The organism is Variovorax sp. FW305-3-2-15-B-LB1, from assembly GCF_058787635.1.
In genome coordinates this window covers 34,281-55,335 of sequence record NZ_JBYSZY010000039.1, presented here as the reverse complement: position 1 = coordinate 55,335, position 21,055 = coordinate 34,281, and the positions used below count along the sequence as shown (strand labels likewise).

The window sequence follows — 21,055 nt, the reverse complement described above, 5'->3', positions numbered from 1 at the left end:
CACCACCCCCTCCGCCGCCGCAACCTGACAACCCCAGCAGCAGGGCGCAGCCCGCTGTGAACATGAGCCGGCGAAGAATCCCTCTTGTCTGCATGTGGTGTTCCTTATGGTGATGACCGTGGTGAGGGAAGCCGGGGGCGATCTTAGGGGCGATGGGGTGTCGCTGTCTTCTGCATGAACACATGAAGGGGGTTGAGATATTCACAGAGGGTACGGTGAGATAAATCCGGGATTTGGGGGGATGTGATGGGATTTCGTGGGCCGCCCACTGAAACATCCTTTCGCCACAGAAAAACGGCGCCACGCATCCAAATTCGGGCCCGGAGTCAGCCGGAGGCGCCGCCCAACATCCGCATCACCACGTCGAGCACCGCCGTCTCGGTCTCTGGCTGAAGTGTGCCATCGGTCGGACCGCCACGAAACGGCAGGTACGGCCGGGCCGGGATCTCAATCGTGAACGCGCCAACCTCGTGCCAGCTCTCGCGCACCTGCTTGTGGCTGTCCTTGGCAAAAACGGCCCGGCCGGAGGCGCTCCCCTTGGTGCCCTGGCGCTGCAGGTTGCCCTTGCGGTCCGTGCGCAGGCGAACCTTGGTCGAGTGGGCCGGCCGTTCGATGGTGGCGCCAAACTGTTGGACGCCGGCATAGGCCGACGCAGCGCCGCCCGCGCTGACAAACGACGAGTCGGCATCAAAGCCCGAGTCGACGCTGGCCCGGAGAACCCCGCGGTCCTGCAGGATCTTCAGCACCGAGCTGCCCCTGTTCCGCTTGAGCCGCTCTGCCTTGGTCGATTCGGCCAGCGGCACCCAGGAGGGCCGCCCCTGTTGGTCGAAGTTGTGCATCGTCTCGGCTTCCAAGGTGCCGGCGATGCGCCGGAAGAGCACCTCGGGCCGATGGAGCAGGCCCAGGATGGCTTCAATCCTGGCCTCGGCCTGGTCGGCGGTGATCTCGACGATCTGCATGGTCAGCCCGCGTCCTTCTCGAAGAGCAGCACGCCTTCGCGGAGCCGATTCAGCCGGTCCGCCTTGTCGCCGTCCAGGTCGAACAGTTCCCAGAACAGTGAGCCGTCCCGGTTGTGGCGCACCATCATCAGCAACCTGGTGGCCCCCTGGAACAACGTCAGGTAGCGCTTGCGGTAGACGCCGTCGTCGTAGGGCGTGAGCCAAACCTCCAGCGGGTTCTGCAGCGCCGGCACGACCAGGCTGGCGTAGCGCTCGGCACCCAGCGCTGCAGCTTCGATGCTGGGCAGCAGCTCTGGCCGGATCGCCAGCTCATCCACGGGCGTCTTCACGATCCGCATGGCCTGGTCAGGTCCGATGATCGCGTCGGCCACCATTCGCGATGCGACGTCGGACGACCGTGCGGCCGGCAGCAGCTGCGGCAGGGGCAGCGCGGGCAATTCCGGTGCACGGATGTCCGGGCGGCCCGTGTCGACCCAATTGTCCAAGCCGTCGACCGCTCGGATGGTGCTGGCAGGCGGGCGCGGAGCGGATGCGCCTGACGCCGCCGGTGCCGCGGGCATGGGTCGAACGCCCACGGCCTCGGACTTCGTGGCGCCGGCATCGAAGGTCGACCAGGCCTCGCCCGGGTTGTAGTCCCAGCCCGGATCCGGGCGGAAGATCTTGTCCCGGCCTGCCTCATCCTTGTAGCGCACGCCCTTCACCTTGACGGTCTTGCCCTCGCGGCCGATCGGCACCTCCATCTCTTCGACGGCGTCGGCGCCGTTTTCCAGCGGGACGCCCAGCGCTTTGAATTCGGCCTCGGTGAGGGCCACCACGGTGCAGCGGCAACCCCAGCCGTTCGGCGGCCAGATGATCTTCCAGATCGGATCGTCCCAGCGCCACACCTTGCCGTGTAGCGCAGCGTGGGTCGGCCGTGTGCGGCCGTCCATGATCGCGACATAGCGCCAGTACGGCCGGTCATCGACGTTTGCCAGGTAGCGCTTGTAGCGGCCCGCCATGTAGGCGGTCTGAACGTTGGTCTGGTAGATCGTGCGCAAGCGGCGATCGCTGCCGAGCTGAGTCGTCGTCAGCTCACCCGTGTTGCCGTCGAGTACTTCCTTGCGGCCCCACCATCCCAGCTCCTCGAGGCGCGGGCGCAGCCGGCGCTTGAACTCTTCGAAAGTCTGCCCCTTGCCAATGGCGGTTTCCACCTCAGTGCGGATCGTGCGCAGGACATCGGCTGTAGTGGCCTTAGCCACACCGAAGGCATGCGCGTTTTGCTCACGCCAAAGGTCCGAGTAGTCGTAGATCAGCCGATCGCCCTTGGCGCCGAAGTACTCCACGGCCTCAGCCGGAGGCATGTCGAGCCGTGCTTTGATGCGCGTGGCCATGGCTAGCGTCCGCGCCATTTCGTCCAGCGCTCAAGCCAGACGGTACGTCCCTGTTTGCGCGCCTCGTGCGCTGCCTCGATCAATGCGGCGATCGCCAGGAATTGCCCAGCGAGCACATCCAGCAGCCGCAGCAGTGCCCAGAGGAGGCCCGCCACTCCGCATGCGGAGCACAACACCATGAAGGCCAAGAAAAGCCCGCGCACGACGCTGACGTACAGATCAATCATGGGCAGATCAGGTGCGCGCGCCTGGTGCCGATTCGAAAAGTCGCTGCTTGAGGAGATAGCCCTCCAAAGCCCAGATCTTGTCGCGGGCGTTCTCGCGAGCAATCGACCGGCCGACCTGCTCATTGAAGTTCGCGGGGCTGGCTGCGGCGGATTCGCCGGTGACGGTGAAGCCATTGCGAAGCAGCAACGAGCAAACCGTCAGCGTCGTGCCCGGAAAAACGTAGTACTGCTCGCCCACGATGGTGGCGTCGATCTGTGCCGGAGTCAGGCGAGCGGCAACGGTCGCCCCGGCGGACTGGATGAGCGCTTCCTGCGCGGTATCTTGGGCGGTGGACATGGTCGACTCCATTGAAACGGTTGCGGGGTGCTGCCAGCTCCCCGAAATGGGCAGCAAAACTCAGTCGTCGCTGACCCGTGCGAACGTCTCGGCACCGAACATTGCCCGGGCGAGCAGCGACTGCAGCTTGTCGGTCCGCATGCGTGGATAGGCCGCCTCGGCCGCGGCCAGGGCGTCCTCGAACGTGCTGGCGCCCTCGATGGCCTCCATGAGGGGCTCGAACAGGCCCCCCAGTGCGTCGCGCAGCTCGACGTCGGAGACGGCCGCGATCGCTTCGTCGATCGCCTGCTGACCAGCCGCCTGGTCGCCCTCGGCAAACTCAACTGAGCCCGGCCGCAATGGCACGACCTTCTCGCCCGGCTTGGGCAGCGCCAAATTGGCGGGTCCAGGTGCCGGCGCCGGCGCGGGAGGCGCGGCCTCTTCCCAGCCCTCGCCGTAACGCGACTTGACCGAGGCGAGCGTCGGCTTGAAGCCCATGCCCGAGACGTTCTTGTCGGTCTCGCTCGCAGCCTTGAGGTCTTCTTCCTCCTTGATCTGGCGATAGACACGGCACGGCACCAGGCCGTTGAACTCGCAGATCCACGGGATCAACGTGCTGTTGAGGGTCTCGCTGAGCAGATCGCTGTCGGCCTGCGTCAGGTCGAGCCGTACCGCGGAGCGCTCTTTGCTGGCTGCAGCGAGAGCGCCTCCGCCTTGCTTGCGCGGCTCCTGGCCGAGGATGACCTCGGCAATGCAGTCGTCCATGTACTCCACCAGCGCCTGCTGCGTGGTGATGGAGCCGGTCAGCTTGCTTTCGAGCAACTCGATCGCCGTGCCTTCCGGTGTGACCACCGCGCCGTCGCTGTTGAGCGCCTTGAGCGCGTCGAACAAGGTGGCCTTTTCCTTCGGGCCCGAACCGCGCGGGTACTTGCCCCAAACGGTCGGGATGCCCAGGCGCTCGCAGAGCTTGTTCCACGACACGATGCCCTTGCGCTTGAAGAAGACCAGCCAGTAGAGGATCAGGCCGAGGCCGGTGCCCCAGGGGTTGTCGTCTTCCGGGTTGATGCGGTGGACGATGAACTTCTTCGGCCGCAGCGCTTCGCCGTCGAGCATGTTGTCTCGGGTCAGCAGGCGCAGCTCTGGCGGCTTGTTTTCGTCGATTTGCTTGAACACGAATCGGCGGCGGGCCCGCTTGACCACGCGCTTGGGAACGATCTGGCCGTTGACGATGGTCCAGACGATCTCCGAGATGGCAATGCCACCCAGCAGGGCCTTCATCAGGTCCTTGCAGATATTGTCGAACGAGCAGGCCTTCAGGATTTCCGTCAACGTTGCCGCGTCGGCCTCGGCTCGCGGTCCTTTCGCGATGGCTTCCGCCTGCCAGTCGCGGCTGACCAAGGCGAGCACACGTTTCTGCAGGCCGCTGGCCACCTTCGGGTCGCGCTCCAAGTCGCGATAGATCGAATCGTCGGACCCGCCACCGCCGCGCTCGAGCAGCAACGGGTCGTTGGTGCGCACGAGACCCATGTAGGTGTTCTCGAACGGGTCGCGAAGGCGGTTCGCGACTTCGGTGTCCATCTCGGGGCGCTGAACGAAGGTTGCAGCGGCCGTCGCGGTGCGCGTGCGGCGAAAGTTCTTAGCCATGGAGGAAACCTTGTGTGTCCGAGCCGCGGTGCTGCCCGTCGCTGATGAAATCGAATGGAGTGACCATGTTCAGAGCGGCGAACTCGCCCATCACCAGGCTGATTGCGAAGTCGCCGTGTCGGAACAGCTCGGGCTCGGCCAGGTCGCGGCGGTTTGCTCGGGCAACTTGGGGGATGCCGTTGTTGTCCTCGACCGAGCGAAGGTCCGACTCCAGGTTGTCGTCCCGCGGAAGGTCGTAGTCGTCGTCTTCGAAGCGCTGGATCAGCTTCGGCATGAACTCGCCGTACCAGGCGAGGCTGAGCACCACCTGGTGGATCATTTCGTGGCCGAATTGGTCGGCCGTGTACTCGGCGATGGTCTGGCCGGGCCCGGTAGCGTCGATCGCCGCGCCGCGGAAGCGAGTGCCGATGGCGTTGATGAGCGCCCAGAGGATCTGTTCCTGCTGGCGCGTGGGTACGTTCTGCAGCTCGAGCACGAAAGGCACCGTGCGTCGCAGGTGCTGGGTCACCTGCAGCGGCGTGATCACCGAGAAGTTCCGGTGCCGGGCATAGTCCATGCCCACAACCGTCTGCAGCACGGGGTGCAGCAGCTTCAATGCCGGCACCAGGTGCGTCTTGATCCAGGTCGAAGCGAACATCTCGCGGGCCTCGTTGGACTGACGCACGAAGTCATCGGGCAGGGACAGCCGCAGCACGGGTCTGACCTCGCGCATTGCGCGGTCGATCCAGACGCCCGGAATGGAGGCACCGCCACCGTCGCGCGGGATCGCGTCCAGCTCCTCACGCATGGCCGCTTTGCGAGGACCGTAGAGGTTGCGGATCTTCTGGTACCAGGCCTGCTTCCCCTCGGCCGTGGCCTCTTGGCCGGTCATCATGCAGACGCGCTCGTACAGGCCGTTGATCACCGCGTGATCGAACGTGGCCCGATAGACCACGGCATCCTTGCCATAGACACCCTTGAGGATGTCCTGGATCAGCTGGTTGAAGGCGTTCTTCCTGCCGTTGTGGGTGCTGATGACCCGAATCTTGCCGCCCCAGATCAACAACGCGGTGACGGCGTCGAGCAGCGCCTGGACGTTGCGGTGGTACGCCGCTTCGTCGATGACCACGATGCCCTGCAGGCCGCGAATGTTCGCAGGGTTCGACGAGAGTGCGACGATGGAGAAGCCCGAAGCGAAGCGGATGCGATAGGCCGCGATCTGCTGCGTGGTGCCGTCGTCCTTCTGGTCTTCGAAGATGAACTCTTCAATCGAGCTGATGCCCATGCCCTGTGCGCGAGCGATCACCTTGGCGAAGTGGGCACAGTAGCCAATGAACTCTAGGCCCTTTTCCTTCGTGTCGCCGATGTAGTAGATGTTGTTGCCGCCGGCGCTCTTCCGGCGGGCGGCGATCAGCGTGTCGATCAAGGCCTCGGCGAATGTGATGCCGGTGCGCCGCCCCTTCTCCGCTACCTTCAGGTCAGCGGTGATCGCGGCCCACTCGCGCTGATGCTTCATCAGCACGCCTTCGGCGATCGGGTTCAGGTTCGCGGGGATCTGCTTGACGGACGGGGGCAGCTCATCCCATTCGACGATGCGTTGCGTGTCCGAGCGAGCGGCGAGCTTGGTGACCACTACTTCATGCCCAGGACTTGCTTCGCCCAGAACTCGGCCTGCTGTTCATCCATGCCCTGGGCAAGCGCGGTTTCGCCGACCTTCTTGGCCGCCTCGTCGAGAGTCCGCCTACGGACCTCGCGCATCTTGAGCTCGATATCGATGTTGAGCTTGCTCGCGCCGCTCAAGTCCTTGAGTGCCTTCGCCAGGAACATCAGCTCCTGGGAGCCGATGCCTTCGTCGGACTCGCCCATCGTGGTGAGCGTCTGGAACGCGACGGCACGCAGCATCTCGGGCAGCAGGCGGGCCACGTCGCCGTTGGGCTCGTGTTCCAGCTTGTCCAGCCACACCTTGGCAACCTCCTGGCCCTGGCGGTACTTCTCCATGCTCTCGCGCGCCGACTTCACGTAGCGGCCCATGGCCGAACGGGAGACATCGGCACCGAGCGGCTGCAGGGCGCGCAGGATCTCGTCGATCGTGCAGCCCTCGCGGATCAGCTGGTTCACGACAGAGACGATGGACTCGTCCAGAACGGCAACGGTGGATTTACGGGGCATTGGCTACCCCGCGCGCGGACGCTTCACGCCTGGCTGAATGGTGCGGCCAAGCGCCACGTCTTCGCCGCGCGAGAGCAGCTTGGCGATGCGCACGCCGGCGACCAGGTCGACCGCGATCAATGCTTGCTCCTCGAGCCAGGCCAGATCGGTGTGCAAACGGTCGACCGAGACCATGTGGCCGAAGTTGCTGAGCATCGTCTGCAGCACGAACTCGTTGGTGGAGTAGGCGGTGCTTTCGTGGAGCACGCGCAGCAGCGTCAGCCGGCGGTCTTCCGCGAGAGCGGTTGCAAAGTCGGCCGCGCTCATTTGCGTTCCATCAGGTAGTCCTCGACGCGCTGCATCGACAGGGTGAGTGCCGTCAGCTTCGAGTGATTCGATTCGTGCTGGGACTTCTGGATTGCGCCGAACTCCCGAAGATCGCCCTGCATGTTCGACAGCTGCTGCGGCGTTGGCATGTAGCTCATGTGCGTCTCGACCTTGTCGATGCGGCTGCCGTACTCGCCGATCTTCTGCAGGAACACCGTCTCCAGCGCCTTGATGTGTTGGGTGCTGTTCTTGCTCTGGGCGACGATCCAGGCGTACACGCCGACACCGACCGTGCCCAGCATGTTGATAACGCCTAGTGCGAGAGCCAACCAGAAACGTCCGGCTTCGTAATCCATTCCTGTCACTGGTTGGCTCCCGTGGTCGTGATGCGTTTGATCAGATCGTCCTTGTCTTTCGACTGGCGCGAGCTGCCGAACTCGAACTGGTGGGCATCGCGAAGGCAAAGGCCGAAGATGCTGGCGATGGTCGACAGCAGCCCGACGACCTCGCCCGGGATCTGCTGACGGAAGAAGATCAGAACGATCAGGCAAGACAGCAGGCCCAAGACATCGAGCAGCACCATCAGGTCGGCGCGCACGTTGTAGCGGCCTGCTTTGACCAGCTGCACGTCGCGCTCGCGGGCGTTCTGCCGGTCTGCCAGGTGCGCCGTCTCCAGCTCCTTGTCCGCGGCTAGCATCGCAAGGTTGAACTGCTGCGCCAGTTCGGCATTGGCGCGGATCGCCTGCAGGGCTTCCTCGGGCGACTTCACGCCCGCGACCTGCTGCGCGATCGATACGACCTTGTCGGCCGTGGCCACCGACGAGTCGCCTGCGCCGAAGTACCGCATCACGGTGGGCGCGAACTGCGCAAGAGCGAGGGCAATCGATACGGGGTCCATCAGATGATCCCTTTCACGTAGCGGACGCTGCCGCCCGAAAAGAGCGCGGTGATGACATCGCGGCGAGGGTTGGCCGCGTTGGCTTCCTTCGGCGCGGCCAGGTGCACCCATGTGCCCTCGAAGATCAGTTGATCGAAGCGAAGGGGCGAGTCCTGGATGGCCTGGCAGATCTGCCGCGGCGTGCCGTAGCCCGGGCAGATGAAGTCGGCGGCCAGGCCGTCGACGTGGGCGGATGACGCGCTGCCGCCGACCGCGCGGTTGACGGTCTGGCTGCGGTAGCCCGAGCTGATGAGGATGGGCTTTCCACCCAAGAGACTGCGAACCTGCTCTAGCAGCAGCGCAAGCCGCTTGAGGTTCTCGACGATCAAAATGCCGGGCTCATTGCGGAGCCCTAGCCTGGTCGCGGTCTGCGAAGCCGTCAGTTCACTGAGTGCGAAGTGCGGCGAAAGCTGTTGGTCTTGCTGCATGCACGGCAATGTGCCGCGCGCGCGCGAGGGCGACTAAATAAAACGTTTTGTAGTTTTGCTATTGCAGAGGCGTGTAGCCCCGGCTTCGCACGCACTCGCGCATGGTGGCGTAGAGCGTGTCGAGATTCTGGCTGAGATAGCCTGCCTGGACCGCGGTCTGCCCTGCAACGCCGCCGACCGCTACGCCTGACGGCCCTGCTGCGACGCCGGCAGCGACCAACCCCACGGATGCGCCACCAACAGTTTCCAACGTCGAGGCACGGTTTACCGCTCTCTTGTCGTCATACGCCCCTCGTGAGAGGTTGCGGCATTCGTCCAGGTCCTGGTTGTACTTTTCGCGGTTCGGTGCCGTGGCCGGGTCCACCCAAGCATGGCGGAACTGGTCGGGGCCAGCTGCACAACCGATCAACAGGCAGGCCAGCGCGACAGCGGGGATTCTTCTCATCGTTATTCCTTGATTGAAGCGGACCACAGCAGCCGCTCACCTTCGATCTCTGCCCAAAATCTTTGCCACATAGCGTTGCAGCCTCAACAACTGGAAGGGCGTCAGCTCGATGACAAGAGTGGTGCCGAACTCGCGGTCCATGAAGCGCAGTACTGCGCGTCGATCAGGCAGCGAGCGCATTGCTTTCAGCACTTGCCGCTGTTGGTCGCGCAAGCGGCCGTTTGAGGGCGGGTCCCAATCGCGCATCGGCTGGGTCTGCACGTACTGGGTCACATTCACCACCGTGACATCTCCGCCTGCCGATCCAACCTGCACGCTGTTGTTACCCGAGTTCTTTTGCTTCGGAAGCAGTTTGGCGATGAGCGCGGCAATCCACCTCGGTATCTCCCGCCCCACAACCTACCTCCGCCCTTTGACGCTGACGCGGCCGCCCGCGCTTCCGACCTGGACGGCGCCGGCGGCGGTGTTGCTCAGGTGGATCCCCCCCGCTTGGGCACCGAGCAGCGCCCCGAGTGCAGCACGTCGGACCTCTTTCGATGCACTGCGGAAGTGGTCGAGCAGCACCTGCTCCTCCGCCGTCAGCGTCAGGGGCGGTGGCCCCTTTCGGGACCCCGTCACGACATAGGCCACGTCAAGGCCGTGCGCGGCGAGCAGCGCCAAAAACGCGGCGTTCGGAAACGCACTCCCTCGCTCCCACGCGATGACCGTCGTCTTCCCCGCACCACCGAGTTGTCCGAAGGCGGTCTGAGACAAGCCGAGTCTCTCCCGCTCCTCTTTCAGTCGTTCAGCGATATCCATTTTTTGAACCTGCAATCTTCTTGCGAGGTTCCGAAAACTGAACCATAATCACGCCTAACTAGTTCAAACAATCCGCCACTGGCGCCAACCAGTGACAACAAAACAGGACGCAGCAACATGCTTAAAACTCGGCAGCAGGTCCGCGCCGATTTCGCCCGCCGAGGCGGATCGATCTCCGCCTGGGCGAAGCAGCGCCGCTTCAGCCCCGCTCTCGTTCTCGCCATCCTCGGCGACGACGACATCAACCCCCGACGCAAATGCCTCCGCGGCGAGAGTCACGACATTGCCGTGGCACTCGAGTTGAAGGAAGGGGAGCTTTCCCGACTTGCGTCGTCGCAGCTCGCCCCCGCCTGAGGTGCAGTCCGTGTCCTACACGCATCTTACCGACGCCCGGGTTTCCCTTCAGCGGGGGGCGATGGGCTTTCGCTCGGATCGTTCTTTGATCGGCGGTAGCTACGTGCGTCGTCCAGCGCCTGCGCCAGCTCGTGCAGCGTCTTGTGTGCCGTTTGAAGTTGCGGCGAGTGGATCGCCGGCAGTTCTTGACGCCACGCATCCGCAGTCTGGGGGCCATCAATGACCCCCAGCATTTCCAAAGCGCTCACCACGAGAAGCAGCGCTCGGCCGATGCCCTCAATGCGGCCGGCCAGCTCGTCGAAGTCGTCTTCATTCATTCCCGGTTCTGTCGTCGTCGATGTCATGCCTGAATTCTTCGGGCTCGCAGCGCTGCGCACTAGACCAAGCGCGGATCTTTGTTTGGAAGCGCGTTTTGAGCCTACCGCGAGGTCCTTCCAATGAGCCGTCGCAACTGGAAGAACGTCCGGCCGAAGAGCCTGGTAGAGGCGCTCCGCGTGTGCAAGGAGTACGCGCAGGACAAGTCCAACCTCAGCATCGAGCGCATTGCTGATCGCATGGGCGTGACGCACGACAGCCTCTACAAGTGGCTCGGCAGCGGGCGCCTGCCCGCGATCCTGATCCCGGCCTACGAACACGCCTGCGGCTGCAGCTTCGCCAGCGCTTGGCTGGCGGCCAGCGCCGGCAAGTTGGTGATCGACATGCCTACCGGTCGCAAGGCTGACTCCACTGACGTGATGAATGTGAACAGCAGCTGCGCCACCGCGCTGCAACTGCTCGTGACCTTCTATGCCGACCGTGCCTCGGCCGATGCCGATGCAACGATTTCTGCCCTGCGCACGCACTTGGAACAGGTCGCCTTCCATCACCACAACGTGGCGCAGTACGAAGCGCCCCAACTGGAGTTTCTGCCATGACGGTCGCACGCTCAATCCCGCTGCAGGCGGTGCGCGACGCGCTCATGTTCGCCATCGTTCGCCGGAAGGCGACCGGCGTGACGGTGTCGCGTTTTGCTGCCTACACAGCCATTCAGCCGCTGACGGGCGTCACGTGCTCGTCACCGGCCTATCGCCGCAACACACCGCAGCGCAGCCTCGAGAGCATGCACCTGTGCGGCATGTGGCGTGGTGACCTGGACCGCCTCGTAAACCGCCAGCGCCTCGAGCACGGCCTGCCCGAGGTGCGTCGCACCTGGGGTGCGGGACTGCGCGCCCTGCAGGCCGAGTGCAAGGGGTTCTCGCTGCCATGAACGCGACCCGTACCACCGACTACACCAACGAGGCGCAGCAACGCCTCCTGAAGGTGATCCTGGCGCTCTTCTCGGACGTCGTGCAAGGCCTCACGCCCAGCACTCTGGCGCGCGCTGTTGGTTGCTCTCCCGCGGTCATCACGCGAGATCTCGACAACCTGCGCACGGCGGGTCTAGCCGAACGCGACGAAGCCACCGGCATGTGGCGCCTGACACCACGCCTCCCGCAACAGGCCATCAAGGTCTGGAACTCCATCGATCACGCCCAGCGCCGCCTGGACGAATCACGTGCCCGCTTTTCCCGCAACCCCGACTGAGACACACCCATGCCAAGAGCCAAGACCGAACGCACCATCCCAGCCGAGCCTGTGCTGGATCAGCCCAAGATCGAAACCGCGATGGAGTTGATGCGGATCGACCACGCCGAGGCGAACGAACTCGCCCTCCAGCTCGGCTATGACGGTGCGTTGACCGCCCCGGCCCTGGAGGACGGAATCCGCTTCTACCAGCGCCGGTCGGTCGAGGCCTGCCTGGAGCTGGGCAAGCGCCTGTTGCTGCTGCGCAAGATCACTCCGCACGGCGATTTCACCGGACGCGTCGAGCTGCTGGGCTTCTCTGATCGGACCGCCCAGCGATTCATGCAGGCAGCGGCGAAAACCGCCCAATCCGCCAATTTGGCGGGTTTGGCCTCCCAGGTCAAAAGCGCCAGCGCGTTCCTGGAGCTGGTCACGCTCGATGACGACGTCCTCGAAAACCTCCAGACGCTCGATGGCATCGATCGCATGAGCGCCAGTGAACTGCGCAGCGCCCTGAGAGACGCAAAGGCCGAGGCTTCTGCGAACGCCGACTTGATGGCGGACAAGAACGCCAAGATCGACCAGCTCAAGGCGGCCCAGCGGCGTATCAGCAAGGCCAAGCCCGACGAGGAACTGGCCGCGCTACAGAAGGAAGCGACGTCGCTCATGAACGACGCCCTGGGCTGCCTTCGCGGCAACTTGCGCCAAGCGCTGATCGCGCTGCAGAACCACTCGGAAGACAACGGCGTCTTCATGGCCGGGCTCGTCGGCCAGGTCCAGGCCGACCTGACGGCGCTCCGCGACGAATTCAGCCTGCCTGACGTGTCCCTGGCCGCCGATGCGGCCCTGGCCAGCGAAGTCCAGGAATGGGGCACGACCCGCAAGGCAGCCAACGCCTAAACGCCGCCCAGATGCCCCCCCGCACACCCGCCATGACAGAACGACTCGTCGACGTCGCCCGTCTTGCTTCCGCTGCCGGCCATGGCCGGAAGGAAAGCATCTACGCCGCTGCGTGCGTCGAGCTGGGGGTAAGCCGCGCAACGCTGCTGCGTTCGCTGCGTGAGGTGGTCGTCCGGCCCCAGCGCAAGCAGCGTAGCGATGCGGGCGATGTCGCGATGACTCGCGACGAGGCCTTGCTGCTAAGCGCGCTGCTCATGGAGAGCCATCGGAAGAACACGAAGCGCCTGTTGTCGATCGGCCAGGCCGTCGAGATCCTGCGCGCCAATGGCGAGATCCGCGCTGAGCGCGTCGACGCCGACACGGGCGAGTGCAAGCCGCTTTCCGAGAGCGCCATTTCCAGGGCACTGCGCATTCATGCGTTGCACCCCGACCAGTTGCTGCAGGCTGCACCGGCCGTCGAGCTGCGTAGCCTGCATCCCAATCACGTCGCGCAGATTGACGCGAGCATGTGCGTCCTGTACTACCTGAACACCACCAAGCCGTCCGAGGCGGGCCTGCAGGTGATGGAAGCCAAGAAGTTCTACAAGAACAAGCCGGCCAACCTCAAGCGCATCGAAAGCGATCGCGTCTGGTCCTACGAGTACACCGACCACAACAGCGGCGCGATCCGGGTTCACTACGTGCTCGGCGCAGAGAGCGGCACCAACCTCGCCGAATCGTTCATCGAAGCCATCCAGCAGCAGGACGATGACCCGGTCTATGGCGTCCCATTCATCCTGCTGATGGACATGGGCAGTGCCAATACTGGCGGCCTGTTCAAGAACCTCGCGCGCAGGCTCGACGTCACCGTGATTCCCCACGCGCCTGGCAACGCCCGCGCCACAGGCCAGGTCGAGCAGGCACGAAACATCATCGAACGCAGCTTCGAATCCGGCCTCAAGCTCCGGCCGGTCGCCGACCTGGCCGAACTCAATGCGCTGGCTCGCCAGTGGGCCCGCTGGTTCAATTCGACGAAGGTGCACAGTCGCCACGGCCGCACGCGCTTCGAGCAGTGGATGACGATCTCGGCCGACCAACTGCGCATCGCACCGAGCCGCGATCTCTGCCGCGAGCTGCTCACCCACGCGCCGCTGCAGCGCAAGGTCAGCGACTACCTCACCGTTGAATTCAAGGGCCGCGAGTTCGACGTGCGGCACGTGCCGCGCGTGATGGTCGGAGAGCGCCTGCAGGTCACCTACAACCCCTACGTGGCTGACGCGGCCATGATCGTGGACACCGACGCGGAGGGGCAGGAGCTGCTGCACAGCGTACCAGTGGTCGTGCGCAACGAGGACGGCTTCCGCATCGATGCCAACGTGATCGGCGAAGACTACCGGCGCCACGCTGACACCCTGGCCGACACCAACCGCAAGGAAGTGGAGCGCGTCACGATGGACGTGGCCACGCTCGCGGAAGCCGAAGCCAAGCGCAAGGCCAAGGCCATTCCCTTCGGCGGCCGCATCGACCCGTTCAAGACCATCGAGCAGGCCCAGGTGCCGACCTATCTGCCCAAGCGCGGCACCGACCTGCAGCCGGCTTTCAGCAGTTCTCGCGTGGCCGCCCCGCCGCGCATTCTCACAGGCTTCGACCTGGCAGCAGCGCTGGCCCGGATCGGCGTCCAGATGAGCCGCGAACGCAATGCCCAGGTCGCCGCCTGGTACCCGGACGGCGTCCCCGAAACCGACCTGGCCGAACTCCAGCACCGCCTGACGGTCCGCGCGGGCCTGCGTGTCGTCGCCGGCGGCGCGGCCGATTGATCACCCACCACGAGAAGGACCATGCAAGAAGTACTCGACACCCTCGGCGTGACCCAGAGCAGCCTGGCGCGCGGATCCGGCCTCAGCCGGTCTGCCACCAGTCGCCTGGTCGCTCACGGCGAATGGCCGACCCGCAATCCCGCCGATGCCCGCAAGCGGGTCGAAGCGCACCTGCGTAAGTGCGGCGCCACGGCGACTCAGCTGATGGCGTTGTTCGCCACCCCCGCAAAGAAGTTGGCCCCGCCGAGCTGCGAACTCGACGGGGCCGCCCCTGAAGCCTCGACAGACGAAACCACAAAGGAAGACTCCATGCTACTGCAGAACGAAGCCCTGACCCCGGAAGCGCGCAAGCACTTCAACCTGCCCCGCAACCCGTTCGTCGACGACGTGCAGAGCGTCGACGACGTGTTCCAAAGCCCGAGCGTTCGCTATGTGCGCGCCGCGCTCCTCGACGCGGCCAACAGCCACGGCTTCATCTCGGTGGTCGGTGAGAGCGGGGCGGGCAAGTCCACGCTTGCCGAGGACCTGGAAGAGCGGATCAAGGCCGAGAAGCGCGACATCGTGGTGGTGCGCCCCTACGTACTTGCGATGGAAGCGAACGACGCCAAGGGCAAGACCCTCAAGAGCAGCCATATCGCCGAGGCGATTGCCTGGGCGCTGGACCCATCTCTGAAGGTCAAGAGCAGCCCGCAAGCCCGCTTCCAGCAGGTGCATGACCTGTTGAAGGCGAGCCGCAAGTCTGGCCGCCGCCACCTGATCCTGATCGAAGAGGCGCACTGCATGCCCACGGCGACGCTGAAGCACCTGAAGCGTTTCATCGAACTGAAGGACGGCATGCAGCGCCTCATTGGCGTCGCGCTAATCGGCCAGCCCGAGCTGCGCAAGACGCTGGGCTCGCAGAACGCCGAGGTGCGCGAGGTCGCTCAGCGCTGCGAGGTGGTTGAGCTGGAGCCGCTGGACAACGAGCTGGAGGCGTACCTCAAGCACAAGTTCGCTCGGTTCGACCTGAAGTACGAAGACGTGTTCGCGCCGGATGCTGCGGACGCGATCCGCGCCCGCCTGGTGCACATTCCCCGCGGCGGCAAGGCCTCTGACGCCCGCAGCGAGTGCTACCCGCTGGTGGTCAACAACCTGGTGTGCCGCGCAATGAACGCCGCCACGATCGCTGGCTGGCCCCAGGTGGACGCACAGGTGATCGGACGGTGCTAAGCCATGTCGCTCTACCTCATCACCGTCAAGATGCGCGACGGCTCAGGCGCCCGGTACCGGGGCCTGTTCGCCAGCGACTGGGACGCGATCGCCACGATGCTGGAGACCTTCTTCGATGCGAGCGCGATCACTGCCAGGAGGCTGGCATGAAGAGCGTCGATGCCATCGTCGAAAAGGCACTCGACCGCGCTGAAGGCAACGCGGTCTTCCTTGCCATCTGGATCGTCCTTGTCGTCGGGGCCTGCCTCGCGGCGCTGGCCATCCACGACTACGAGCTGCGCAACCAAGAGCAGCTCGAACGCGCGCACACGGCCGGCATGGCCATCGGCTCGACCATGTGCGGGAGGGACTCGAAATGAGCATGCTCTGGCTTGGAGATCACCGCACACCCAAGGGCGCCGTCACCAGCCCGACGCGGCGCGCGATCCTGCAGCACCTGCAGATGAATGGCGAGCAGAGCACCGAGCAGCTGCACGAAGCCTTCAAGAATTTCACCACCTGGCGCATCAGCGCCGGCCATGAGCCGCCGAAGAACATGGGCTGGCTCGACGGCCACCTGCGCCACCTGCGCTCCGCTGGACACCTCAGCCGCCGCATCGACGAAGCGGTGGAAAAGGTGTTCTGGAAGATCGGCAGCGACGCCGTCGCTGTCCAAGAGGTCGAGCCGGATCTCGATGAAGAGCGCGGCGCGGAGACCGTGGCACCTCGACAGGTGAACCTCATGCACGGCCCGGTCTATGCACCGCCGGTCAGTGCGCCAGCGCGGCCGGGCGCCATGGACTTCAGCAAGTTCCCCAGCCTGATGGGCCAGCGCCGTGTCGCCTACCGGAGCGGGTCATGAGCGAGGTGGACCGCTTGAAGATCGTGCTGCTGGCCCTGCTTCCGAACGATGGCTCGCTCATCGCCAGCGCCACGTTGGCCCGCGTGGCTGGCATCGACCGCGTGCAGGTTGACATTCTTCTGGAAGACGCGGTGAACGCCGGGCGAGTCGCGTATTACACGCCGACGTACAGCTATCGCGCGGTCAAGCAAGGAGACGCCCTGTGACGCCCGCAGAGCACGCCATCGCCGTCCAGGCCTTGATCAACCAGCTGGCGCCGGTGGTGAGTGAAGCATCCCGCACGGTGCCGCACACCGTGGTCCTGGCCGCGCTGCTCGGCATGTTCCGTGTCACCGCGATCCACAGCCCCTGCTGCACGGAGACCGCTGCCAGCGCCTGCATGTCGCTCGGCCTCGAGCTGGGCATTCATCACGCCCGGCAGCTACCGCCCGCAGGGGCGCCGATTCACTAACCAAAGGAGTTCCCCATGTCCAGAGACACCCCCGACCAGACGCGCTACATGCGCAACGCAATCGGCCACCTGGTGCCACGTGAGCAGGTCCGCGAGCAAGACCTGCTGCGCGACCAGGTCGCGCGATCGTTGGCTGAAGAGGCCATGGACCTGAGCGATCGCCTCAAGGCGTTCAAGCTCCGTGCCCTCGGGGATGTCGCTGACCTGGTGCGCATTGCGGGCGAGCGCTACCAGGTGACCCTCGGCGGTGAGAAGGGCAACATCACCATCAGCGCCTTCGATGGTTCGGTGAAGGTCGTCCGTTCGGTCGCACAGAACATCGTCTTCACCGAGGAGATCGAGGCTGGCAAGCAACTGATCAACCGCTGCATCGACCGCTGGACCGAAGGTGCCAACGTCAACGTCCGCGCCTTGGTCGATCGCGCATTCCGCACCGACGCGAAGGGGCAGATCAAGACCACGGCCGTTCTGGAGCTGTTCCGCCTGGAGATCGACGACCCCGAATGGGTGACGGCCATGGCTGCCATCCGCGACAGCATCCAAGCCAACGGCACATCGACCTACGTGCGGGTCTACAAGCGCGTGGGCGACTCGGAACAGTACACCTCGGTCCCCCTCGACCTGGCGAACGTCTGAGCGCCCCATGAAGGACGATTTTGAGCATCGGTCGGTCGACGGCGCCACCGCGCCGCGGCTGACGGGCCTTGGCCCGAACAGCCCATTCGCGATGGCTGCTCAGTACCTGCGCCACTCGCCGATCGCAGACACCGAGGCACCTGAAGCGGCGATCGCGGTCGCGCAGTCGGAAGCCTTGGACTCGACTGACATGGGCGCTCAGCCTATGGCGTTCTCGTTGCTTCCCACGGGCGTGTTGCGGATCACCGTGGGCGAGAGCGAGATCGGGTTCTGTTCGGCTTCCGCCACGCGAGGCCTCGCTGCCTGGCTGAGCCAGGCACTCATCGAGCGCGGGGCCAGCGCCAATGACTGAGCCAGCGCATCCCGATCCATGGTGGCCTGCCAACGACCAGGCCGACAAGACGCCGGTCGGACCTACCGACATCTGATTTCTCCCTGATCAGTTGACCGGCGGGCCCGGCGATCGATCTTTACCCAGCGCCTCGGCGCTGGGTCTTTTCCCAAAGCGTCGGTGGTCGGCGTTTCGTGAAAGGACTTTCTCAATGAGCAATGGAACCAAACCGAGCGCTGCCCCGAAGGCACGTCCGGCCAAGCTGCAGGTGAACACCAACGGTGCCTGGAAAGACATCGTGCGCTTCGATGCGAGCAAGGACGTCGCTGCGGCGGAGGTGATGGATGCCGCTGAACGACTGGGCCGCGTCGATGGTGGGCGAATCAAGTTCCGCGTGGCCATCGACGACGATCTGTCTACGGCGCTGTACTACTGGAGCAGCGACACCGGCTGGAAGGTGGCTCCCCGTGCGTGACCCGAGTCTGATCTTGGTGCTTGGCACCTCCGTCCCTCTTGCCGTCTGGTGCCTGATCCGCTGGGGCCTTGGCGCGGTGCAGTACCTGGCCGCCGCCTTCGGCATCGCTGGGGCGCTGGTTTTGGCTGTGCCTGGCGTCGATCCGGCCCTCGGGTTCGTCGCCTTCCTGGTCAGCAATATCGGGTGGCTGGGCTTCAGCGCCACGCGGCGCCACTGGGGCCTATTTTCCCAGCAGGTGGCGTTCCTCGTGACCAGCGTGGTCGGGATCTGGAACTGGTGGCTCGGGCCGCTCGTGCTGGGGTAAGCCATGACGCGAGATCAAGCGCTGCAGAAAATCAAGAAGTGCCTCGCCCTGGCGAAGAGCACCAATCCTCACGAGGCCGCCGCCGGCATGCGCCAGGCGCAGAAGCTAATGGCGGAATTCGACGTCAGCGGTGCCGACGTCCAGCTGTCTGACGTGACCACCGCGACCTGCTCGACCCGCACGAACTCCCAGCCACGCTGGGAGGTGCGCCTGGCTGGAATGATCGCCGACGCCTTCGGCTGCGAGACGATGTGGACGCGCACAGGAAAGTGGGTCACATGGGCCGACGCGGGCGGGCGCATGGTGCACAAGTGCGAGGTGATCTTCATCGGCATCGGCTCAGCTGCTCAGGTCGCCAGCTACGCATGGGACGTGCTATCCCGCCAGTGCGCGAAAGCGCGCCTTGCGCACATCCGCAAACAGCCCGCCAAGTGCAAGCCGATCACGCTCACGGCTCGCGGCGACGAGTTCGCACTGGGCTGGGTGGTCGGTGTGAGCGCGAAGCTCGACGCCTTCGTCGGCACAGAGCGCAACGTGCTGCTGATCGGGCAGTACAAGGCCGTCACGTGGCCCGACGCGGCCGAGCTCAAGCCGAAGGACAGGGCGGCAGGTCGCAACGTCTCGCTCAACGACCGGCACAGCGGCTATGTCGCTGGCCAGCGCGCCCAGCTCGAGCGCGGCATCGACGGCATGGCCGAGCAGAGGCTGCTGTCATGAGCGCCTGCATCGTGATCGAGATGGAGGGCTGCGTCGACTGGCCCGAGACCTTCGGCGGCTATGTCGTCATCCCGGCGCAGAAGCGCCCCACCGCACTGCAAGCCTCGCGCGAGGCAGCCGAACAAGAGGTGATGCGGTTGGTCACCCTCCATCCTGGATGCCGCTTTGTCATCTTCGAAGCTGTCGCGCTCGGCATGCGGATCTCGGTGCCCACCCACGTCAACATCCAAGGCGACACGCTGGTCTCGGGAATGGTTCCTGCCGTTATGTCGCTGCCCGACGTCGATGCCGAAATCCCGTTCTAGGAAGCAACACCATGACGAACACTCGTTCCTGTGATGCCCTCGGCTGCAGCGCGCCCGTCAGCTCCGGCCGTTTCATGTGCATTCGGCACTGGCGCATGGTGCCGGTTGAGACGCAGCGCACGATCAACACCCGCTACCGCGCCTGCCGCGCGGACTTCGCATTCCTGAGCGATATCGCCTACCTGCAGGCCTGCGTCGACGCGCTCTCGCACATCGCTGGTGTTGAGCGCCTAAACCCCGCGCCGACCACGTACGACCGGCTGCTGCGCCAGGCTCAACGAAAGGCGGCCTCGTGAGCGCGCCCACCAGGCGTCAGCTTGCTGCGGGGCAAGTCCGAAGCCTTCGCGCGATGCGCTTGAAGGTCCTGGACATGGCCGCTCAATGGGATGAGGTGGACCAGTACTCGATGAACGTCCTCGAGGAGCTGGCCGATCGCTGCGAGGCGGTGGCGGTCGACCTGGTCGAGGACACAACTGGAGGCGAGGAATGAACGCACCGGAAAAGAACTACATCGGCGCCATCCATGCGGTGCAGAACAAGCTCGGCATCAAGGGCGAGGACGCCGAGTCGCTGAAGATCGCGGTGGTCGGCGTTGCCAGCTCGAAGGACATGACGCAGGCGCAGCGTGCCCGCTACCTGGCACACCTGCGCGGCATCGAGAAGCTGCGCGAAGACCAGCAGAGGGCGGGCAGCCGCGGTGCCGTGCACCGGTCCGCCGACGACGTCCAGGACGATCGCTGGATGAAGGCTCGCGCGCTCTGGAAGCTGCTGGCCACCGCCGGCCAGGTCCGGGCCGACACCGATGCCGCGCTGCTGGCGTACGTCCGCCGGCAGACCCATGCCGACAGCTGGCGCTTCCTCAACGGACACCAGATCAACACCGTGATCGAGAGCCTCAAGCGGTGGTGCCGGCGCGCCGGCGTGGAGATGGACGCATGAACGACCCGCGCGTGACGTCAGAGGATCTGGCACCGCTCGAGCTGGTGATGGACGAAGCCTATCCAGCCCGACTGCGCGAAGTGGCGGAGCGCTTGTTCCTGCAGCTGGTCGACGAGGAAGAGCAGCCGCCGGAATCTGCGCGCGCCCAGCGTCTGGCCGAGATCGCGCTGCGGCAGACCGAGCGGCTGAGCATGGAGCTGGGCGGCGGCAACTTCTACATGCACAAGGGCGTGTCGTTCCGACTCACGCCGCGCAACCGTGAGATGTGCGCGAAGTTCACCGGCAACAACTACGACGTGCTCGCGCTGGAGTACAAACTCAGCGACATGCGCGTGCGCCAGATCATCGGCGACTGGCAGCTCGAGCAGTTCACTCGCCGCCAGGGCACGCTGCCCGGGCTTGAGAAAACCGCCATTTTGGCGAAGCGCCGCCAGGGCCGGTGAGCAGCTTCCTGGCCCCATTCCCCCGCGAATTCGATTTGGGACGATTTGGGACGGGGTTGTGCGCGTTGACGGCGCCTTAAAGGCCCGTAGACAATCCCCCCGGATCGGAATCCACCGCCGCAGCGCATCCGATCCCACGCCGCTGCCTCCCGCGCGCGAGGCCAAGCCGGCACCTCCAAAAAGATAAAACGCTTTAATTAGTGCCACCTACCCATCGCCGCGACAGTGCGGCCC

General features: G+C 65.0%; 37 protein-coding genes. 22 read left to right on the top strand and 15 right to left on the bottom strand.

Annotated elements, in window-relative coordinates; all coding sequences use genetic code 11:
• Window positions 1–326 precede the first annotated feature (326 nt).
• The 14 genes from AC3WQR_RS22025 to AC3WQR_RS21960 all read right to left on the bottom strand — a co-directional run bounded on the left by AC3WQR_RS22025 (window position 327) and on the right by AC3WQR_RS21960 (window position 9,578).
• Window positions 327–959: a phage virion morphogenesis family protein gene (locus tag AC3WQR_RS22025; protein ID WP_492743669.1), complete on the bottom strand. Its 633-nt coding sequence runs from the start codon at window positions 957–959 to the stop codon at window positions 327–329.
• Between the two features lie 2 nt (window positions 960–961).
• A complete protein-coding gene (locus AC3WQR_RS22020) occupies window positions 962–2,329 on the bottom strand; it encodes a phage minor head protein (protein WP_492743667.1) in 1,368 nt (455 codons plus the stop codon).
• Window positions 2,330–2,331: 2 nt separating this feature from the next.
• Window positions 2,332–2,556, bottom strand: a complete 225-nt coding sequence (locus AC3WQR_RS22015) for a hypothetical protein (RefSeq protein WP_492743665.1) — start codon at window positions 2,554–2,556, stop codon at window positions 2,332–2,334.
• A gap of 7 nt (window positions 2,557–2,563) precedes the next feature.
• Window positions 2,564–2,893, bottom strand: coding sequence for a Gp49 family protein (locus tag AC3WQR_RS22010; protein WP_492743663.1), 330 nt, complete (start codon window positions 2,891–2,893; stop codon window positions 2,564–2,566).
• Window positions 2,894–2,953: 60 nt separating this feature from the next.
• On the bottom strand, window positions 2,954–4,516 hold the full coding sequence (locus AC3WQR_RS22005; RefSeq protein ID WP_492743661.1) for a DUF935 domain-containing protein: 1,563 nt from the start codon (window positions 4,514–4,516) through the stop codon (window positions 2,954–2,956).
• Window positions 4,509–6,128 (bottom strand): hypothetical protein, encoded by a 1,620-nt coding sequence (locus tag AC3WQR_RS22000; protein WP_492743659.1) that lies wholly within the window; start codon window positions 6,126–6,128, stop codon window positions 4,509–4,511. The genes AC3WQR_RS22005 and AC3WQR_RS22000 overlap by 8 nt, the downstream gene beginning before the upstream one ends.
• On the bottom strand, window positions 6,128–6,664 hold the full coding sequence (locus AC3WQR_RS21995) for a phage protein Gp27 family protein (protein ID WP_492743657.1): 537 nt from the start codon (window positions 6,662–6,664) through the stop codon (window positions 6,128–6,130). Before AC3WQR_RS21995 ends, AC3WQR_RS22000 begins: the two co-directional genes overlap by 1 nt.
• A 3-nt stretch (window positions 6,665–6,667) precedes the next feature.
• Window positions 6,668–6,970 carry a VpaChn25_0724 family phage protein gene (locus AC3WQR_RS21990; protein WP_492743655.1) on the bottom strand — a complete coding sequence of 101 codons (303 nt, stop codon included), beginning with the start codon at window positions 6,968–6,970 and terminating at the stop codon, window positions 6,668–6,670.
• Window positions 6,967–7,326 carry a DUF2730 family protein gene (locus tag AC3WQR_RS21985; RefSeq protein ID WP_492743653.1) on the bottom strand — a complete coding sequence of 120 codons (360 nt, stop codon included), beginning with the start codon at window positions 7,324–7,326 and terminating at the stop codon, window positions 6,967–6,969. Before AC3WQR_RS21985 ends, AC3WQR_RS21990 begins: the two co-directional genes overlap by 4 nt.
• A gap of 5 nt (window positions 7,327–7,331) precedes the next feature.
• Window positions 7,332–7,868 (bottom strand): hypothetical protein, encoded by a 537-nt coding sequence (locus AC3WQR_RS21980; protein WP_492743651.1) that lies wholly within the window; start codon window positions 7,866–7,868, stop codon window positions 7,332–7,334.
• On the bottom strand, window positions 7,868–8,335 hold the full coding sequence (locus AC3WQR_RS21975) for a D-Ala-D-Ala carboxypeptidase family metallohydrolase (protein WP_492743649.1): 468 nt from the start codon (window positions 8,333–8,335) through the stop codon (window positions 7,868–7,870). The genes AC3WQR_RS21980 and AC3WQR_RS21975 overlap by 1 nt, the downstream gene beginning before the upstream one ends.
• A gap of 58 nt (window positions 8,336–8,393) precedes the next feature.
• A complete protein-coding gene (locus AC3WQR_RS21970; RefSeq protein WP_492743647.1) occupies window positions 8,394–8,780 on the bottom strand; it encodes a hypothetical protein in 387 nt (128 codons plus the stop codon).
• A gap of 36 nt (window positions 8,781–8,816) precedes the next feature.
• Entirely contained in the window at window positions 8,817–9,053 is a 237-nt protein-coding gene (locus AC3WQR_RS21965) for a hypothetical protein (RefSeq protein WP_492743645.1), read from the bottom strand.
• Between the two features lie 126 nt (window positions 9,054–9,179).
• Window positions 9,180–9,578 (bottom strand): helix-turn-helix transcriptional regulator, encoded by a 399-nt coding sequence (locus tag AC3WQR_RS21960; RefSeq protein WP_492743643.1) that lies wholly within the window; start codon window positions 9,576–9,578, stop codon window positions 9,180–9,182.
• Between the two features lie 117 nt (window positions 9,579–9,695).
• Here AC3WQR_RS21960 and AC3WQR_RS21955 point away from each other — a divergent pair, with 117 nt between their 5' ends.
• The gene (locus tag AC3WQR_RS21955; RefSeq protein ID WP_492743641.1) at window positions 9,696–9,932 is read left to right on the top strand and encodes a helix-turn-helix domain-containing protein; all 237 of its coding nucleotides are present in this window, start codon (window positions 9,696–9,698) and stop codon (window positions 9,930–9,932) included.
• A gap of 26 nt (window positions 9,933–9,958) precedes the next feature.
• Here AC3WQR_RS21955 and AC3WQR_RS21950 read toward each other — a convergent pair whose 3' ends face one another.
• Window positions 9,959–10,276 carry a hypothetical protein gene (locus AC3WQR_RS21950; protein WP_492743639.1) on the bottom strand — a complete coding sequence of 106 codons (318 nt, stop codon included), beginning with the start codon at window positions 10,274–10,276 and terminating at the stop codon, window positions 9,959–9,961.
• Between the two features lie 93 nt (window positions 10,277–10,369).
• Here AC3WQR_RS21950 and AC3WQR_RS21945 point away from each other — a divergent pair, with 93 nt between their 5' ends.
• The 21 genes from AC3WQR_RS21945 to AC3WQR_RS21845 all read left to right on the top strand — a co-directional run bounded on the left by AC3WQR_RS21945 (window position 10,370) and on the right by AC3WQR_RS21845 (window position 20,821).
• Window positions 10,370–10,846: a hypothetical protein gene (locus AC3WQR_RS21945; protein WP_492743637.1), complete on the top strand. Its 477-nt coding sequence runs from the start codon at window positions 10,370–10,372 to the stop codon at window positions 10,844–10,846.
• Window positions 10,843–11,178 carry a hypothetical protein gene (locus AC3WQR_RS21940; protein WP_492743635.1) on the top strand — a complete coding sequence of 112 codons (336 nt, stop codon included), beginning with the start codon at window positions 10,843–10,845 and terminating at the stop codon, window positions 11,176–11,178. Before AC3WQR_RS21945 ends, AC3WQR_RS21940 begins: the two co-directional genes overlap by 4 nt.
• Complete coding sequence (locus AC3WQR_RS21935; protein WP_492743633.1) at window positions 11,175–11,495, top strand: IclR family transcriptional regulator; 321 nt, start codon at window positions 11,175–11,177, stop codon at window positions 11,493–11,495. Before AC3WQR_RS21940 ends, AC3WQR_RS21935 begins: the two co-directional genes overlap by 4 nt.
• A 9-nt stretch (window positions 11,496–11,504) precedes the next feature.
• The gene (locus tag AC3WQR_RS21930) at window positions 11,505–12,374 is read left to right on the top strand and encodes a hypothetical protein (RefSeq protein ID WP_492743631.1); all 870 of its coding nucleotides are present in this window, start codon (window positions 11,505–11,507) and stop codon (window positions 12,372–12,374) included.
• Window positions 12,375–12,406: 32 nt separating this feature from the next.
• A complete protein-coding gene (locus tag AC3WQR_RS21925; protein ID WP_492743629.1) occupies window positions 12,407–14,170 on the top strand; it encodes an integrase in 1,764 nt (587 codons plus the stop codon).
• 21 nt (window positions 14,171–14,191) lie between these two features.
• Window positions 14,192–15,379 (top strand): ExeA family protein, encoded by a 1,188-nt coding sequence (locus AC3WQR_RS21920; protein WP_492743627.1) that lies wholly within the window; start codon window positions 14,192–14,194, stop codon window positions 15,377–15,379.
• A gap of 3 nt (window positions 15,380–15,382) precedes the next feature.
• Window positions 15,383–15,529 (top strand): hypothetical protein, encoded by a 147-nt coding sequence (locus AC3WQR_RS21915; RefSeq protein ID WP_492743625.1) that lies wholly within the window; start codon window positions 15,383–15,385, stop codon window positions 15,527–15,529.
• Window positions 15,526–15,738 (top strand): hypothetical protein, encoded by a 213-nt coding sequence (locus AC3WQR_RS21910; RefSeq protein ID WP_492743623.1) that lies wholly within the window; start codon window positions 15,526–15,528, stop codon window positions 15,736–15,738. Before AC3WQR_RS21915 ends, AC3WQR_RS21910 begins: the two co-directional genes overlap by 4 nt.
• Window positions 15,735–16,220: a hypothetical protein gene (locus tag AC3WQR_RS21905; protein ID WP_492743621.1), complete on the top strand. Its 486-nt coding sequence runs from the start codon at window positions 15,735–15,737 to the stop codon at window positions 16,218–16,220. The genes AC3WQR_RS21910 and AC3WQR_RS21905 overlap by 4 nt, the downstream gene beginning before the upstream one ends.
• A complete protein-coding gene (locus AC3WQR_RS21900; RefSeq protein WP_492743619.1) occupies window positions 16,217–16,426 on the top strand; it encodes a hypothetical protein in 210 nt (69 codons plus the stop codon). Before AC3WQR_RS21905 ends, AC3WQR_RS21900 begins: the two co-directional genes overlap by 4 nt.
• Window positions 16,423–16,671 (top strand): hypothetical protein, encoded by a 249-nt coding sequence (locus AC3WQR_RS21895; protein ID WP_492743617.1) that lies wholly within the window; start codon window positions 16,423–16,425, stop codon window positions 16,669–16,671. The genes AC3WQR_RS21900 and AC3WQR_RS21895 overlap by 4 nt, the downstream gene beginning before the upstream one ends.
• Window positions 16,672–16,686: 15 nt before the next feature.
• Window positions 16,687–17,307, top strand: a complete 621-nt coding sequence (locus AC3WQR_RS21890) for a DUF3164 family protein (protein WP_492743615.1) — start codon at window positions 16,687–16,689, stop codon at window positions 17,305–17,307.
• A 7-nt stretch (window positions 17,308–17,314) separates the two neighbouring features.
• Entirely contained in the window at window positions 17,315–17,659 is a 345-nt protein-coding gene (locus AC3WQR_RS21885) for a hypothetical protein (RefSeq protein ID WP_492743613.1), read from the top strand.
• A 190-nt stretch (window positions 17,660–17,849) separates the two neighbouring features.
• Window positions 17,850–18,113, top strand: a complete 264-nt coding sequence (locus AC3WQR_RS21880) for a hypothetical protein (protein ID WP_492743610.1) — start codon at window positions 17,850–17,852, stop codon at window positions 18,111–18,113.
• On the top strand, window positions 18,106–18,417 hold the full coding sequence (locus tag AC3WQR_RS21875) for a hypothetical protein (RefSeq protein ID WP_492743608.1): 312 nt from the start codon (window positions 18,106–18,108) through the stop codon (window positions 18,415–18,417). The genes AC3WQR_RS21880 and AC3WQR_RS21875 overlap by 8 nt, the downstream gene beginning before the upstream one ends.
• Before the next feature lie 3 nt (window positions 18,418–18,420).
• The gene (locus AC3WQR_RS21870) at window positions 18,421–19,134 is read left to right on the top strand and encodes a DUF2786 domain-containing protein (RefSeq protein ID WP_492743606.1); all 714 of its coding nucleotides are present in this window, start codon (window positions 18,421–18,423) and stop codon (window positions 19,132–19,134) included.
• A complete protein-coding gene (locus AC3WQR_RS21865) occupies window positions 19,131–19,439 on the top strand; it encodes a hypothetical protein (protein ID WP_492743604.1) in 309 nt (102 codons plus the stop codon). The genes AC3WQR_RS21870 and AC3WQR_RS21865 overlap by 4 nt, the downstream gene beginning before the upstream one ends.
• Before the next feature lie 11 nt (window positions 19,440–19,450).
• Window positions 19,451–19,735 (top strand): hypothetical protein, encoded by a 285-nt coding sequence (locus AC3WQR_RS21860; protein ID WP_492743602.1) that lies wholly within the window; start codon window positions 19,451–19,453, stop codon window positions 19,733–19,735.
• 53 nt (window positions 19,736–19,788) lie between these two features.
• Window positions 19,789–19,929 (top strand): hypothetical protein, encoded by a 141-nt coding sequence (locus AC3WQR_RS21855; protein ID WP_492743600.1) that lies wholly within the window; start codon window positions 19,789–19,791, stop codon window positions 19,927–19,929.
• Window positions 19,926–20,378, top strand: coding sequence for a regulatory protein GemA (locus tag AC3WQR_RS21850; protein WP_492743598.1), 453 nt, complete (start codon window positions 19,926–19,928; stop codon window positions 20,376–20,378). The genes AC3WQR_RS21855 and AC3WQR_RS21850 overlap by 4 nt, the downstream gene beginning before the upstream one ends.
• Window positions 20,375–20,821: a Mor transcription activator family protein gene (locus tag AC3WQR_RS21845; protein ID WP_492743596.1), complete on the top strand. Its 447-nt coding sequence runs from the start codon at window positions 20,375–20,377 to the stop codon at window positions 20,819–20,821. The genes AC3WQR_RS21850 and AC3WQR_RS21845 overlap by 4 nt, the downstream gene beginning before the upstream one ends.
• Window positions 20,822–21,055 lie beyond the last annotated feature (234 nt).